This is a genomic window from Caballeronia sp. Sq4a, assembly GCF_023170545.1.
Classification (GTDB): domain Bacteria; phylum Pseudomonadota; class Gammaproteobacteria; order Burkholderiales; family Burkholderiaceae; genus Caballeronia.
Genome location: NZ_CP084252.1, coordinates 721,547 through 736,021 on the forward strand (window position 1 = coordinate 721,547; position 14,475 = coordinate 736,021).

General features: G+C 62.9%; 13 protein-coding genes. 8 read left to right on the forward strand and 5 right to left on the reverse strand.

Annotated features, from left to right (window positions below):
- Nucleotides 1-6: 6 nt before the first annotated feature.
- The 5 genes from betI to LDZ24_RS22860 all read left to right on the forward strand — a co-directional run bounded on the left by betI (nt 7) and on the right by LDZ24_RS22860 (nt 5,294).
- Complete coding sequence (gene betI, locus LDZ24_RS22840) at nt 7-594, forward strand: transcriptional regulator BetI (RefSeq protein WP_175943451.1); 588 nt, start codon at nt 7-9, stop codon at nt 592-594.
- Nucleotides 595-624: 30 nt separating this feature from the next.
- Nucleotides 625-2,094, forward strand: coding sequence for a betaine-aldehyde dehydrogenase (gene betB / locus LDZ24_RS22845; RefSeq protein WP_248323499.1), 1,470 nt, complete (start codon nt 625-627; stop codon nt 2,092-2,094).
- A gap of 11 nt (nt 2,095-2,105) precedes the next feature.
- Complete coding sequence (gene betA, locus LDZ24_RS22850; RefSeq protein WP_248323500.1) at nt 2,106-3,827, forward strand: choline dehydrogenase; 1,722 nt, start codon at nt 2,106-2,108, stop codon at nt 3,825-3,827.
- Between the two features lie 44 nt (nt 3,828-3,871).
- Nucleotides 3,872-4,828, forward strand: a complete 957-nt coding sequence (locus LDZ24_RS22855) for a choline ABC transporter substrate-binding protein (protein ID WP_371747470.1) — start codon at nt 3,872-3,874, stop codon at nt 4,826-4,828.
- A 118-nt stretch (nt 4,829-4,946) separates the two neighbouring features.
- Entirely contained in the window at nt 4,947-5,294 is a 348-nt protein-coding gene (locus LDZ24_RS22860) for a multidrug efflux SMR transporter (protein WP_248323501.1), read from the forward strand.
- A 21-nt stretch (nt 5,295-5,315) separates the two neighbouring features.
- On the opposite strand, the gene LDZ24_RS22865 is transcribed toward LDZ24_RS22860, so the two are convergent.
- On the reverse strand, nt 5,316-5,915 hold the full coding sequence (locus LDZ24_RS22865) for a cytochrome b (protein ID WP_248323502.1): 600 nt from the start codon (nt 5,913-5,915) through the stop codon (nt 5,316-5,318).
- Between the two features lie 305 nt (nt 5,916-6,220).
- On the opposite strand from LDZ24_RS22865, the gene LDZ24_RS22870 reads away from it, so the two are divergent.
- Entirely contained in the window at nt 6,221-7,345 is a 1,125-nt protein-coding gene (locus tag LDZ24_RS22870) for a VIT1/CCC1 transporter family protein (RefSeq protein ID WP_248323503.1), read from the forward strand.
- 9 nt (nt 7,346-7,354) lie between these two features.
- Here LDZ24_RS22870 and LDZ24_RS22875 read toward each other — a convergent pair whose 3' ends face one another.
- The 4 genes from LDZ24_RS22875 to LDZ24_RS22890 form a co-directional block, all read right to left on the reverse strand.
- The gene (locus LDZ24_RS22875) at nt 7,355-8,008 is read right to left on the reverse strand and encodes an ankyrin repeat domain-containing protein (RefSeq protein ID WP_371747493.1); all 654 of its coding nucleotides are present in this window, start codon (nt 8,006-8,008) and stop codon (nt 7,355-7,357) included.
- Nucleotides 8,008-8,601: a cytochrome c gene (locus LDZ24_RS22880; RefSeq protein WP_248323504.1), complete on the reverse strand. Its 594-nt coding sequence runs from the start codon at nt 8,599-8,601 to the stop codon at nt 8,008-8,010. The genes LDZ24_RS22875 and LDZ24_RS22880 overlap by 1 nt, the downstream gene beginning before the upstream one ends.
- Nucleotides 8,602-8,612: 11 nt before the next feature.
- Complete coding sequence (locus LDZ24_RS22885; protein WP_248323505.1) at nt 8,613-10,352, reverse strand: PQQ-binding-like beta-propeller repeat protein; 1,740 nt, start codon at nt 10,350-10,352, stop codon at nt 8,613-8,615.
- A 176-nt stretch (nt 10,353-10,528) separates the two neighbouring features.
- Complete coding sequence (locus tag LDZ24_RS22890) at nt 10,529-10,828, reverse strand: hypothetical protein (protein WP_248323506.1); 300 nt, start codon at nt 10,826-10,828, stop codon at nt 10,529-10,531.
- A 704-nt stretch (nt 10,829-11,532) separates the two neighbouring features.
- Here LDZ24_RS22890 and LDZ24_RS22895 point away from each other — a divergent pair.
- Nucleotides 11,533-13,332, forward strand: coding sequence for a thiamine pyrophosphate-requiring protein (locus LDZ24_RS22895; protein WP_248323507.1), 1,800 nt, complete (start codon nt 11,533-11,535; stop codon nt 13,330-13,332).
- A 13-nt stretch (nt 13,333-13,345) separates the two neighbouring features.
- Nucleotides 13,346-14,452: an enolase C-terminal domain-like protein gene (locus LDZ24_RS22900; protein ID WP_248323508.1), complete on the forward strand. Its 1,107-nt coding sequence runs from the start codon at nt 13,346-13,348 to the stop codon at nt 14,450-14,452.
- Nucleotides 14,453-14,475: the final 23 nt, after the last annotated feature.

Here is a 14,475-nt window from a genome sequence, read left to right on the forward strand (position 1 = left end):
TCAACCATGCCCAAGCTTGGAATGCGCGAGCTCCGTCGCGCGCAACTCATCGATGCCACGTTGCTGACCATCGACGAGGTCGGACTCACGGGCGCCACGCTCGCGACCGTGGCGCAGCGCGCGTCGATTTCGACGGGCATCGTGAGTCATTACTTCGGCGATAAGGACGGGCTGCTGGAAGCCACCATGCGCCATGTGTTGCGATCCTTGTGGCAAGGCACCTCGCGCCGGCGCAAGGCCGCGAAGCCCGATGCGCGTTCGAAGCTGCGCGCGGTCGTCGCCGCGAACTTCGACGTCGAGCAGGTCAACGGACCGGTCATGAAAACGTGGCTCGCGTTCTGGTCCGAGAGCATGCACAAGGAACAACTGCGGCGCTTGCAATACGTGAATACGCGCCGTCTCTACTCGAACCTCTGCGCCGACTTCTCGCGCGTGCTGAGCCGCGCTGCCGCGCGCCGCGCCGCGACGGGACTCGCGGCGCTGATCGACGGTCTGTGGTTGCGTGGCGCGCTCGCGGGCGAACCGTTCGATACGAAGAGCGCGCTGCGCGTCTCGTACGACTACATCGATCTCATGATCCAGCCACGCGACTGATCCCCACAACGCACTCAGGAGACGCAGGCGATGCCCCTTTTCGACGAGCAACGGCTTTACATCGGCGGTGAATATGTCGATGCGACGAGCGGCGAAACCTTCGACACGTTCGATCCCGCCACGGGTGAAAGTCTCGCGCGCGTGCAGCAGGCGTCACAGGCCGACATCGACCGGGCGGTCCGGGCAGCGCAGGCCGCGCAGCAGGAATGGGCCGCGTTGACGTCGATGCAACGCTCGCGCATTCTGCGTCGCGCAGTGGACTTGCTCCGCGCGCGCAACGACGAACTCGCCGCCCTCGAAACGCGCGATACGGGCAAGCCGATCGCCGAGACGCGCGCCGTGGATATCGTCACGGGCGCGGACGTTATCGAGTATTACGCGGGGCTCGCGACGGCCATAGAAGGCGAACAGATACCGCTGCGCGAAGCGTCCTTCGTTTATACGCGGCGCGAGCCCATCGGCGTGTGCGCGGGCATCGGCGCGTGGAACTATCCGATACAGATCGCGTGCTGGAAGTCGGGGCCCGCACTTGCGGCAGGCAACGCGATGATCTTCAAGCCGAGCGAAGTCACGCCCTTGAGCGCGTTGAAGCTCGCGGAAATCTACACGGAAGCAGGCGCGCCGCCGGGCTTGTTCAACGTGGTACAGGGCGATGCCCGCGTCGGCGCGATGCTCGCGGAGCATGCCAGCATCGACAAGATATCGTTCACCGGCGGCATCGAGACCGGCAAGAAGGTGATGGCGCGCGCGGGCGGTTCCACGCTCAAGGACGTGACGATGGAGCTCGGCGGCAAGTCGCCGCTGATCGTCTTCGCCGATTCGAACCTCGAACGCGCCGCCGATATCGCGATGAGCGCGAACTTCTTCAGTTCGGGCCAGGTATGCACCAACGGCACGCGCGTGTTCGTCGAGCGTGGTGTCGTCGAGCAGTTCGAACGCCTGGTGCAGCAACGCGTGAAGCGCATTCGTGTCGGCGCGCCCGCAGAGCCGGATACCAACTTCGGGCCGCTTGTCAGCGCCGCGCAGATGCACAAGGTGCTCGGCTACATCGAAGAAGGCAAGCGCGAAGGCGCGCGGCTTGTTGCAGGCGGCGAGCGCCTGACCGATGGCGCATTCGCTCGCGGCAACTACGTAGCGCCGACCGTATTCGCGGATTGCCGCGACGATATGCGCATCGTGCAGGAAGAGATATTCGGTCCGGTCATGTGCATTCTTCCGTTCGACGACGAGGCCGAAGTCATCGCTCGCGCGAACGACACGGTCTATGGCCTCGCGGCGGGCGTCGTGACCGAGAACCTGTCGCGCGCGCACCGCGTCGTGCATCGGCTGCAAGCGGGCATCTGCTGGATCAATACGTGGGGCGAATCGCCTGCGGAGATGCCCGTGGGCGGATACAAGCAGTCCGGCATCGGTCGCGAGAACGGCATCGTCACCTTGCACGCCTATACGCGCATCAAGTCGGTTCAGGTGGAACTCGGACCGTATCAACCCGTGTTTTGAGGAGCATGCCGATGAGCGCGAAAGAGTTCGACTACATCATCGTCGGCGCCGGTTCGGCGGGCAACGTGCTCGCGTCCCGTCTGACCGAAGACGAAGACGTGACTGTGCTGCTGCTGGAGGCAGGCGGTCCCGATTACCGCTTCGATTTCCGCACGCAGATGCCGGCGGCGCTCGCGTATCCGCTGCAAGGGCGCCGCTATAACTGGGCCTACGAAACGGAGCCTGAGCCGCACATGAACAACCGCCGCATGGAATGCGGACGCGGCAAGGGGCTCGGTGGATCGTCGCTCATCAACGGCATGTGCTATATCCGCGGCAATGCGCTCGATTACGACAACTGGGCGTCGATGCCGGGGCTCGAAAACTGGAGCTACCTCGATTGCCTGCCGTATTTCCGCAAGGCCGAGACGCGCGATATCGGCCCGAACGAATACCACGGTGGCGACGGCCCGGTGCATGTGACGACGAGCAAGCCCGGCAACAATCCGCTCTTCGCCGCGATGGTGGAGGCCGGCGTGCAGGCGGGCTATCCGCGCACGGACGATCTCAACGGCTATCAGCAAGAAGGGTTCGGCCCGATGGATCGGACCGTCACGGCGAACGGCCGGCGCGCGAGCACCGCACGAGGCTATCTCGACCGCGCGAGGCATCGGGCGAATCTCACCATCGTGACGCATGCCGCAACGGACCGCGTGCTATTTTCGGGCAAGCGCGCAATCGGCGTCGCTTATCTGCATGGCGGCCAGCGCGAGACGGCGCATGTGCGTCGTGAAGTGCTCGTGTGCTGCGGTGCAATTGCGTCGCCTCAGTTGTTGCAACGCTCCGGCGTAGGGCCGTCTTCGTGGCTGAAGGAACTGGAGATCCCGTTGGTGCATCACTTGCCGGGCGTCGGCGAGAACCTTCAGGATCATCTTGAGATGTACATGCAGTACGCATGCAAGGAACCGGTGACGCTCTACCCTGCGCTGAAGTGGTGGAACCAGCCGGCTATCGGACTCGAATGGATGGTCAAGGGAACCGGCATTGGCGCGACGAATCACTTCGAGGCGGGCGGCTTCATCCGCACGCGCGACGACGATCTCTGGCCGAACATCCAGTATCACTTCCTGCCCGTCGCGATCAATTACAACGGCTCGAATCCCATCGAGATGCACGGCTTTCAGGCGCACGTCGGCTCCATGCGCTCGCCGAGCCGCGGCCGCGTGAAGCTCAAGTCGCGCGATCCGAACGCGCATCCGAGCATCCTGTTCAACTATATGGCCGATCCGCTGGACTGGCGCGAGTTCCGCGACGGAATCCGCATCACGCGGGACATCATGCGGCAGCCGGCGCTCGCGCGCTATCGCGGAGAAGAGCTGCATCCCGGCGCCGATGCAATGAGCGATAGCGAGCTCGATGCGTTCGTGCGCGCAAAGGCGGAGACCGCATATCACCCTTCTTGCTCGTGCAAAATGGGCTATGACGACATGGCGGTCGTCGACGCGGAGGGACGCGTGCACGGCATGAGCGGCCTGCGCGTCGTGGACGCATCGATCATGCCGCAGATCACGACGGGCAACCTGAACGCGCCGACCATCATGCTCGCGGAGAAGATCGCGGACCGCATTCGGGGCATCCCGCCGCTCGCTAAGGTCAATACTCCTTATTTTGTTGCTGAAAGCGCCAGAAAGCAGCGCGATTCTGTGGGCGCGAACGCGCCGCTACGGTCCGTCGTCAGCGTCAAAGCGCTTTAAAGCAAGCAGCCATCACACGTTCACATCTTTCGACTGGAGCAGCGATGAGACACTTCGTAGCCGGATTGACATGCACCTTCGCTATTGCTTTCGCCAGCAGCTTCGCCGTCAGGGCGCAGGCGGCGGATCCGGCTAGCTGCCGGACCGTTCGCATGGCCGACATCGGCTGGACCGACATCGCCGCGACGACCGGGCTCACGACCAACGTCTTGCAGGGCTTAGGCTATGCGCCGTCGAAGATGATCGCATCGGTTCCCATCACGTTCGCCGGCGTGAAGTCGAAACAGATCGACGCCTTCCTCGGCTATTGGTCGCCTTCCATGGACCCGGTCATCGAGCCGTTCGTCAAGTCCGGGTCTGTCAAGGTCGTGAACCCGCCTAATCTGACGGGCGCGAAATATACGCTGGCCGTTCCCGACTATGTTTATCAAGCGGGTATCAAAAGCTTCTCCGATATCGCGAAGAATGCGGACAAGCTGCAATACAAGATCTATGGAATCGAGCCGGGCAACGACGCGAATATCCTGATCGACAAAATGATCAAGGCCAATCAATACGGTCTCGGCAAGTTCAAGCTCGTGGAATCCAGCGAGGCGGGCATGCTCGTGCAGGTGAACCGGGCGATTCAAAACAAAGAGTGGATCGTTTTCCTCGGCTGGGAACCGCATCCGATGAACGTGCGAATGAAGATCAACTACTTATCGGGCGGCGATGACGTGTTCGGCCCGAACTACGGTGAAGCGAAGGTGTACACGGTGCAGCCGACCGACTACGCGACCCGATGCCCGAACGCGGCGAAGCTCTTTTCGAACCTTCGCTTCAGTACCGCGATGGAGAATCAGATCATGACTCACATCATGGACAAGGAAGACCCGAACAAGGCCACGCTCGATTGGCTGAAGGCCAACCCTTCCATTCTCGACGGCTGGCTCGCGGGCGTGACGACGATCGACGGAAAGCCGGGACTGCCCGCGGTCAAGGCTTATCTGGCGAACCACTGAGACGCGAACGGACTCATCGCCCAGAAGCGGCGGTTCGACTGCGGACTAAAACAATGAGTGCTGCTGGCGATTCGATTCGCCAGCAGCTTGCATTCGACGACGAAGCCCCGAGCAACTCATGACCCATGAAAAGGCGTCGGCCTATGGCGCATTATTCGTAGCGATACTGCTCGAGATCGGCGCAACGACTTGCCTGCAGCGGTCCGAACAGTTCACGAAGCTCGCCCCGACGTTCGCGATGGCTTGTCTTTATCTGGGCGCGTTCTATTTTCTTTCTATCGTGCTGAAGACTATTCCCGTCGGACTGGCTTACGCCATCTGGAGCGGGCTAGGCATCGTGCTCATTTCGTGCATCAGCATCTTCGTGTTCCATCACAAGCTGGATGCGCCCGCCTTTGCCGGTCTTGCGCTGATCGTAGTGGGCGTCGTCATCATCAATGTGTTTTCGAAGGCGAGCGTGCATTGAGCGTTGGCTATCTGGATTAGCTCACAGGTCACGCCGCTTCAGCCCCGGCAGCATGCGCGCCAATACCGCATCCCGCACGACCCAGTGATGGAACAGCGCAGCGGCCGCATGCGCCGCCGCGAGCACGATGATCGCCCAGCCGATGAACTCGTGCGCTTCACCGATGTTGTGATGCGCCGCCTTGCTGAACGGTGCGAACGGCGGCGGAATCAGGAGGCCGAAGAAGCTCATCGACTCGTCGCCCGACCATCTCAACACGAAGCCCAGCACGGCTTCTGAAACGAGTAATGCATACAGCAGATAGTGCACGCCCTTCGCCGCAAGCTCTGCCCATCCGGACGAGGCGACGGGCGCCTGATGCCCGGGCGACACGCGCCACAGAATGCGCGCAATGATCACCGCCGACAACGTGATGCCGAAGGACATATGCGCCACGATCAGAAGATGCCGTGTCGGCCGAGGCGTGAAACCCCACACCTGAGAGAGAATGAACTGAGCCAGCACGAGAACGGCGGTCAGCCAGTGCAGCGTGATGGACACGCGGTCGTACGAGGTTCTGTCGTCGCCGGCCGCGATTCGCGTCGCCGTCATGGCGGGATTCGAAGGTTGCTTGCGTTGCATGGTGCAATGTCCGTAAAAGGAGCCGCTCACCTTGTTCAAGGTTCATGAACAAGTTGCGACTGGGGAGTTCGAGAGGCAGTCAAGCACTCGACATCGGAAGATAGCAGAATAGCCGGAAGGGTTCCGCGATTCTTTGACGAGCCTTAAAGTCTGTTACGGCGCGGCTTAAGGCTCGCTTAACCGCGTGCCACGCACGCACGAATGCAAACCATTGGCATTCTTGCTCACCGCGCGCTTAAGGGCTTTTCGCGCTCGCATCGCGCGCTGGCGATACAGTTGTGCTTCTGATCCGCAGGCTCACCGTTATGGCATCAAAACAAGAATTGAAGCGGTATCGCGCGAATCTTGCCGATGAACTGCACAGCGCGGCACTCTACGAGACGCTCGCGCGCGTCGAAGCGCGAGCCGATCGCAAGCGAATCTTTGCGGAACTCGCGGCATCCGAGAAGCAGCACGCGCAAGTGTGGGCGGACAAGCTTCGAGCCAACCACGAACGCGCTCGCACAGGACCGGCGCTGAAAACCGCGCTGATGAAGGGACTGGTTCACGTGTTCGGCGCGCGCTTCGTGCTCCCGACGCTTGCTGCGTCCGAGTTCGCCGACCGGAATAAATACGCGGGCAATCCCGATACGGCAACGATGTCGGCCGACGAGCACCGTCACGCGAACGTCGTGCAGTCGCTGGCCAATGAGGGCAAACAAGCCGCGACGAAAGGCGCTGAAATTGCCGATGCGGAGTCGTGGCACCGGGGCGTCTCATCGGGCAACGATCTGCGCGCAGCAGTGCTCGGCGCCAACGACGGTCTCGTGTCCAACTTCTGCCTCATCATGGGCGTGGCCGGCGCGAGCGCGCCCAACCGGGCCATTCTCTTGACTGCGCTGGCGGGCATCATCGCGGGCGCATGTTCCATGGCGCTCGGCGAGTGGCTGTCGGTCACGAACGCGCGTGAACTCGCCCGGACACAGATTCAACGCGAAGCGGACGAGCTCGAACACACGCCGGAAGCGGAAGAGCACGAGCTTCGCATGATCTATCGGGCAAAGGGTCTGGATGGCGAGGAAGCAAGCCGCGTCGCGTCACAGATCATGCGCGACAAAGACAAGGCGCTCGATGCGCTCACGCGCGAAGAGCTCGGCCTCGACCCGGCCGAACTCGGCGGCAACCCGTGGTCCGCTGCCGCCGTATCGTTCTGCCTGTTCTCGGCGGGAGCCGTGTTTCCCGCGATGCCGTTCCTGTGGTCCTCGGGACGGCCCGCGATCGTTCAATGCATCGCACTAAGCATACTGGCGCTCGCGGCCATCGGCATGTTCACGTCTCTCTTCAATGGTCGCGGCACGGTCTTCTCCGCCGCGCGTCAGATTGTGATCGGACTTGCCGCCGCTGCCTTCACATTCGGCGTCGGGCATCTGCTCGGGGTCTCGGTGTCCTGAAACCTGTCCTCACTGCGCCCTGAGCAACGCGGACACATGCACCGAACGCGTCTCTTCCGCGATATCGAGCGCCGTCTTGCCGCGATCATCACGCAGATCGCGATTCGCGCCGCGCGCGAGCAGCATCGATGCGGTCTGCGCCTGATCGTAACCCGCTGCCCACATGAGCGCGGTCAGATGGTTGTGATACGCGGCGTTGACATCGACACCCGCATCGAGCAGACGTTGCACGATCGCCGTCTGTCCGCGCCCCGCGGCGTATTCCATTGCGGTCTTGCCGACGCGATCGGTCGCTGCCGTATCGGCGTGATGCGCGATGAGCAGCGCCGCGATTTCGTCGTTGCCGTCGAACGCGACGGCCATCATCGGCGTAATGCCTTGCACGTCGGCCTGATTCACGTTCGCGCCGCGCTCAATCAGCATGCGCGCAAGCGGCGTCATGCCGCGCTTGCATGCGCTTATGAGTGGCGTGTCGCCGATGCGATTGCGTGAATCGATCTTCGCGCCCTGATCGAGCATCTGCGCGACGGCCTGCGCATCGCCATTGCGCGTCGCGATCAGCAGCCGTTCGTTGAGCGCGTATGCGTCGGTGTCGGCGCGCGCTTGCGGCATGACCGTGAGCGCCGCGCACGCCAGAAGAAAGGTGCCTGTGAATCGCAGCATCATTGCAGATTGGCGACGTAGTTCGCGAGATTCTCGATATCCGCGTCGGTCAGGTTCTTGGTCACGCTCGTCATGTTGCCTGCATCGTTCGTGCGCTTCTTTTCGCGGAAGTCCTGCAACTGCTTCACGATATACGCATACTGCTGGCCGGCCACGCGCGGTATCTCGTTCTGCCCTTTGAAGCCGCCGAGATGACACATGGTGCAGAGCACTTCGTCGGACTTCTTCTTGCCTGCTTCCACTTTCACCGGGTCCGCCTTGAAGTCGGTTGGCGCGAGCGTCTGCGCGGCGAAGTAGTCGGCGAGATCATGCATGTCTTCCGATGAAAGATTCGCCGCCATCGGCGACATGCGCGGGTCGCTGCGGCGGCCCGCCTTGAAGTCGCGCAGTTGCAGAAAGAGATAGCGCGACGACTGCCCTGCGAGAGACGGATAGTCGCCGCTCGTCGAATTGCCGTTCTGGCCGTGACAGGCCGCGCACACGGCGGCTTTCGCTGCGCCCGCCTGCGCATCGGCATGCGCGAGACAAGGCAGCGAAAGCGCCACGCACGCGACGATCGCGGCTGTCTTGCCTATCCGCGGAAGCATCATCATCGGCAACACGCTCAAGGCAACGCAAACACGAGCAGACTGTTGCCGCGCTTGAAGTCGAGTTGCGTGTTGCCACCCGCCGCGACCGCGATGTATTGCTTGCCGTTCACCATATACGATACCGCCGGCGCGTTGACGCCCGCGCCGCACTGGAACTCCCACAGCTTGCGGCCCGTGGAGGCGTCGAACGCGCGGAAGAGACCATTGCCCTCGCCGTTGAACACGAGGCCGCCCGCGGTCGCGAGCACGCCGCCGATCAATGGCTGATCCGTCTTGTAGCCCCACGCTATCTTGCCTGTATCGACATTCACCGCGACGAGCCTGCCCCATTGCTGCTCGCCCGGAATGGTCTTGAACGCGCCGCCGAGCCACAGCTTGCCGCCCGGATACGCTGCGTCTTCGACCTGATACGTCATCGGCTGATGCAGGTTCGCCGCGTAAGCCATGCGCGTCTGCGGATTGAACGCCATGGGCGACCATTCGACGCCGCCGTTCGCGCCGGGCAACATGCGCGCGCCGGTCGGAGTCGGCAGCGTCCATACGCCCTCTTGCGGGATCATCGCTTCGGAGATGCGAATGATGTGTCCGTCGCGGCGATCATGTACGTACACGAAGCCTGTCTTGCCGCCATGAATGATGGCGGGCACCATCTGCCCGTTCTTGTCCTTCACGTCGATGAGAATGGGCGGACTGACCGCATCCAGATCCCATACGTCATGCGCAATGTACTGGTAGTGCCACTTGTACTTGCCCGTATCGAGATCGATGGCGACGAGCGAATCGGTATAGAGATTGTCGCCGGGACGAATTGCGCCATAGAGGTCGGGCGAGGGATTGCCCACGACGAAATAAACGGTGCGCGTCGCGCGGTCCACCGCGGGCGCCATCCACACGCCGCCGCCGAGCGTCTTTTCAAAATCCCGGCCCTTGTCCGCGAGCGTCTTCTTCTCCGCTTCGATATCGCGCTTCATGTTGCGGCCGACCGCGTCGTTCTCGGCCCAGACGCCTTCGCTGCCGGAATCGGGAATCGTGTAGAACGTCCAGAGCAATTGACCTGAATTCGCGTCGAATGCTTTGACGAAGCCGCGTATGCCGTACTCGCCGCCGTTCGTGCCGATCAGCACCTTGCCGTCCACGACGACGGGCGCCATCGTTTCCGAGTAGCCGTCCTCCGGGTCCGCGATCTGCGAGGACCAGACGAGATTGCCCGTCTTCGCGTCGAGCGCGACGAGCTTGGCGTCGAGCGTGCCCATATACAACCGGTCACCCGATATGGCGACCCCGCGGTTATTCGGCCCGCAGCAGAAGGTCGTCACCGGCCCCATCTTGTGCTTGTAATGCCAGAACTCTTTGCCTGTGACCGCGTCGATGGCATAGACGTGGTTATACGACGTCGTCAGGAACATGACGCCGTTGGACACGATCGGCGCGGTCTCCATCGACTCCATCACGGCAGTCTGGAAGATGAACGCGGGCCGCAGTTTCGCGACGTTGGAGCGATTGATCTGACTGGCCGGCGCATAGCGCGTTTCGGAATACGATCCGTTCGAATGCAGCCACGACGCGCTGTCGTTCGCGGCGGCATCGAGTTGGGCTTGCGATATGGGCCGTAACGAAGCAGGAACGGGCGCGGATTCCGTCGTGTTGGTGTTCTGGATCTCGTCGGCGGCGCGGGCCGTAAGCGCTGTCGATGTTCCCCAAGCGCCGATGCAGACTGCTATCGAACCAAGCAAAACGCGGGAATAGCCTGTCATGACGTCTCCCTATTCGTTTTCGTTCTTCGCGTGTGGGTCGGGCGTGTCGGCCGTGAGCGGCCTCTTGAATCGCCCGGAACCCGGAGAAAGCATAGGCAATTTACCGAGCTACTTCCAGAACGCGATGATGCGCAAAGCGCGGTGGCGCTCTTTGCGGAGATCGCTCTGAAGACTGGCTATTCGGTTCCCGCTTTGGCTTTTCCGTCACCGGTGCCTTGACTGGTGCCCGGCGTCACGGGCTGCATGCCGCCTGCCGAGCCTTGCGCGGCCGGACGCGCGTTGCCTGCTGAAGTGTCGGCGGTGCCGCCGGGCGTGGCGGGCTGCATGCCGCCTGCTGATCCCTGCCCGCTGACGCGACCGCTCGCCTTGCCCGTATCGACGGAAGACGCTGCATCGCCGGTTCCTGCCGCGTACACAGACCCGAAGAGGCCCAGCGCGAGCGCGCATAGACACGCCTTCAACAAGAGCGGTTTCATTGCAGTCTCCCAGAGTGAGTCGGGGCACGCTTTTACTTGCCGATGCAGAGCGTAACGGTCGCAGCGTTGCCGTCGGTCGAGTCAAGTATGCATCATCGGCGGCGGGGCGAGCATGGTGTTTCCCCGACTCGCGGCACGGCGCCGCGCGTGCGGGGTCGTGTCTGACGAAAGAGCGTCGTGGGGTGCGGGACTACATCGCTACGAAGCGCGGACGAGAGCGCGCAGGCCGCTTGCATACGCCGCGTTTTAGAACGCTCGTTCTTCGTCGGTCGTCCGGAGTCTTCAAGCCGTCGCTTCGACGGCATCGCGGCTATCCATCGATGCGCGTTCGAATTACGTTTGCCCACACCCGCTCCCGTCAAAAGACTTTCATCGAGCTAAATGCATCGACGTCCCTTTCAGCTCAACCATGCCACGCGAAATATGTCACGACGTGACGAAATTTCAAAGCTTTGAAAAAGCGCACACCAGCGCCCTTCTACCGCCGCTGCCCTTGCGCATGATGGACGTCTGAATCCTCGTCAGCGCAGCCGCGTTTCTCGCCCGCTCTCGATAACACCGAAGCAATAGCCGCCTTTCAAACGCCCCACGCGCCAACGGCACGTTCGTTGCGTCAAGCTAGACACCAACCCTGTCACTGCGTCATCGCACGGCGAATCTCGACGTAAGGTGACACCGATCGCATCTTTATCCCGGAGAATCAAATGACGAGCCCGACGGTGGGTGACTTCCTTGTCGACCGCCTCTACGCCTGGGGCGTGCGCCGCATTTACGGCTATCCCGGCGACGGCATCAACGGCGTATTCGGCGCGCTGAACCGCGCCAACGGAAAGATCGAATTCATTCAGGCGCGCCACGAGGAAATGGCCGCCTTCATGGCGTCCGCGCACGCGAAGTTCACGGGCGAACTCGGCGTGTGCATCGCGACTTCGGGACCGGGCGCCTCGCACCTGCTCACCGGTCTCTACGATGCCCGCATGGATCACATGCCGGTACTCGCCATTTGCGGACAACAGGCGCGCGCTTCGCTCGGCGGTCACTATCAACAAGAGCTCGATCTGTCCGCGATGTTCAAAGACGTCGCGGGCGCCTTCGTGCAGCAGGCGAGCGTGCCTTCGCAAATCCGACATCTGGTCGATCGCGCGATTCGCACCGCGCTCGGCGAGCGCAGGGTGACGGCGCTCATCCTGCCGAACGATCTGCAAGACCTCGATTACGAACCGCCCGGCCGCAAGCACGGCACCGTGCATTCGGGCGTCGGTTATCGCGCGCCGAAGACGGTGCCCTACGCCGACGATCTGCAACGCGCCGCCGACGTCCTCAACGCGGGCAAGAAGGTCGCGATCCTCGTCGGCGCAGGCGCGCTGCAAGCCACGGACGAAGTCATCGCCGTCGCCGAAAAGCTCGGCGCGGGCGTCGCGAAGGCGCTGCTCGGCAAGGCCGCGCTGCCCGACGATTTGCCCTTCGTGACCGGCTCCATCGGTCTGCTCGGGACGGAGCCGAGCTACAAGATGATGACCGAATGCGACACGCTGCTCATGATCGGCTCGGGCTTTCCATACTCGGAGTTCCTGCCGAAGGAAGGCGCGGCGCGCGGCGTGCAGATCGACCTGAAGGCGGACATGCTCTCCATCCGCTATCCGATGGAAGTCAATCTCGTCGGCGATAGCGCCGAAACGCTGCGCGCGCTCTTGCCGATGCTGCAACACAAGACGGATCGCGCCTGGCGCGAAGGCATCGAAGGCTGGATGGCCGATTGGTGGAAGAAGCTCGAAAAGCGCGCGCTGGAGCCGGCTACGACAGGCGTGAATCCGCAGCGCACGGTGTGGGAACTGTCGCCGCGCGTGCCGGCTAACGCCATCGTCACAAGTGATTCGGGGTCCTGTGCAAACTGGTACGCGCGTGATCTGAAGGTCAAGCGCGGCATGATGTGCTCGCTGTCCGGCGGCCTCGCTTCGATGGGCGCGGCGGTGCCGTATGCGATCGCGGCGAAGTTCGCGCATCCGGAGCGGCCCGTGATCGCGCTCGTCGGCGACGGCGCCATGCAGATGAACAACATGGCCGAGCTCATCACGGTCGCGAAGTACTGGAAGCAATGGTCCGATCCGCGCTGGATTTGCATGGTGCTCAACAACGAAGACCTGAATCAGGTCACGTGGGAGCAACGCGTGATGAACGGCGACCCGAAGTTCGAGGCGTCGCAGAACATTCCGTCCGTGCCGTATCACCGCTTCGCAGAGTTGATCGGCTTGCGCGGCTTCTATGTGGACGACGCCGAGCGCATGGCCGCCGTCTGGGACGACGCATTGGCATCGGACCGGCCTGTCGTGATCGAAGTGAAGGCGGACCCGAACATCGCGCCGCTGCCGCCGCACATCACGCTGCAACAGGCGAAGGCCTTCGCGACGACGCTCTTCGAAGGCGATCCGAACGAACGCAGCATCATCGTCGATACGGCGAAGCAGGTTTTGGGCGCGGTGCTGCCGGGGCACAAGGACGAGTAGATGGGGCCGCGCCATGCATCTGACCAAACGCGAAGCGCCGATCGAAGCCGTTCGAGCACGCGCCTATACGATCCCGACCGATCGTCCCGAAGCAGACGGCACCTATGCGTGGACCTCGACGACGCTCGTCGTCGCCGAGGTCAGCGCAGCGGGCAAGACGGGCCTCGGCTACACGTATAACGATGCGAGCGCGGCGAAGCTCGTCGAAGCGACGCTCGCGCCGACGCTCATCGGCGAAGACGCGTGGAATATCGATGCGCTCTGGCTGCGGATGCAGCAGCGCGTGCGCAACATCGGGCGTTCGGGGCTCGCGGCCAGCGCCATCTCCGCGCTGGACTGCGCGCTCTGGGATGTGAAGGCGCGCCTGCTCGACATGCCGCTCGCGCGTTTGCTCGGGGCCATGCGCGACCGCGTTCCCATCTACGGCAGCGGCGGGTTCACGACCTACACGGACGATGAGATTCGCGCGCAACTCGGCGGCTGGGTGCACGAAGACGGATGCCGCTGGGTCAAGATCAAGATCGGCACGGAGCCTTCGCGTGATCCGCATCGCGTGGGGGTGGCACGTGAAGCCATCGGGGATGCAACGGGCCTTTTCGTCGATGCGAACGGCGCATTCGATCGCAAGCAGGCGCTGTTCTATGCGGAGCAGTTCGCGCGATACGGCGTGGAATGGTTCGAAGAGCCGGTGTCATCGGACGATATCACAGGCCTCGCGTTGCTGAGAGACGCGCTGCCCGCGCACATGGAACTGGCTGCGGGCGAATACGGCTACACGCTCGACGACTTCCGCGCGCTGGTCGCGCATCAAGCCGTCGATGTGCTGCAAGCCGATCTCACGCGCTGCGGCGGCGTCACGGGATTCTTGCGCGTGGCCGCGCTGTGCGATGCCTTTCATGTGCCGCTGTCGGCGCATTGCGCGCCCGCGCTGCATCTGCATGCAGCCTGCGCCGCGCCCCGCTTGCGGCATCAGGAATGGTTTCACGATCACGTTCGCATCGAGTCGATGCTGTTCGACGGCGCCCCGCGCGCGCACGAAGGCGCCATTGCGCCGGACTGGTCGCGGCCGGGCTGCGGGCTCGATTTCAGGCATGCGGACGCTCACCGGTATGCGGTTTAGAACGAACGGCATTCGACTTCAAC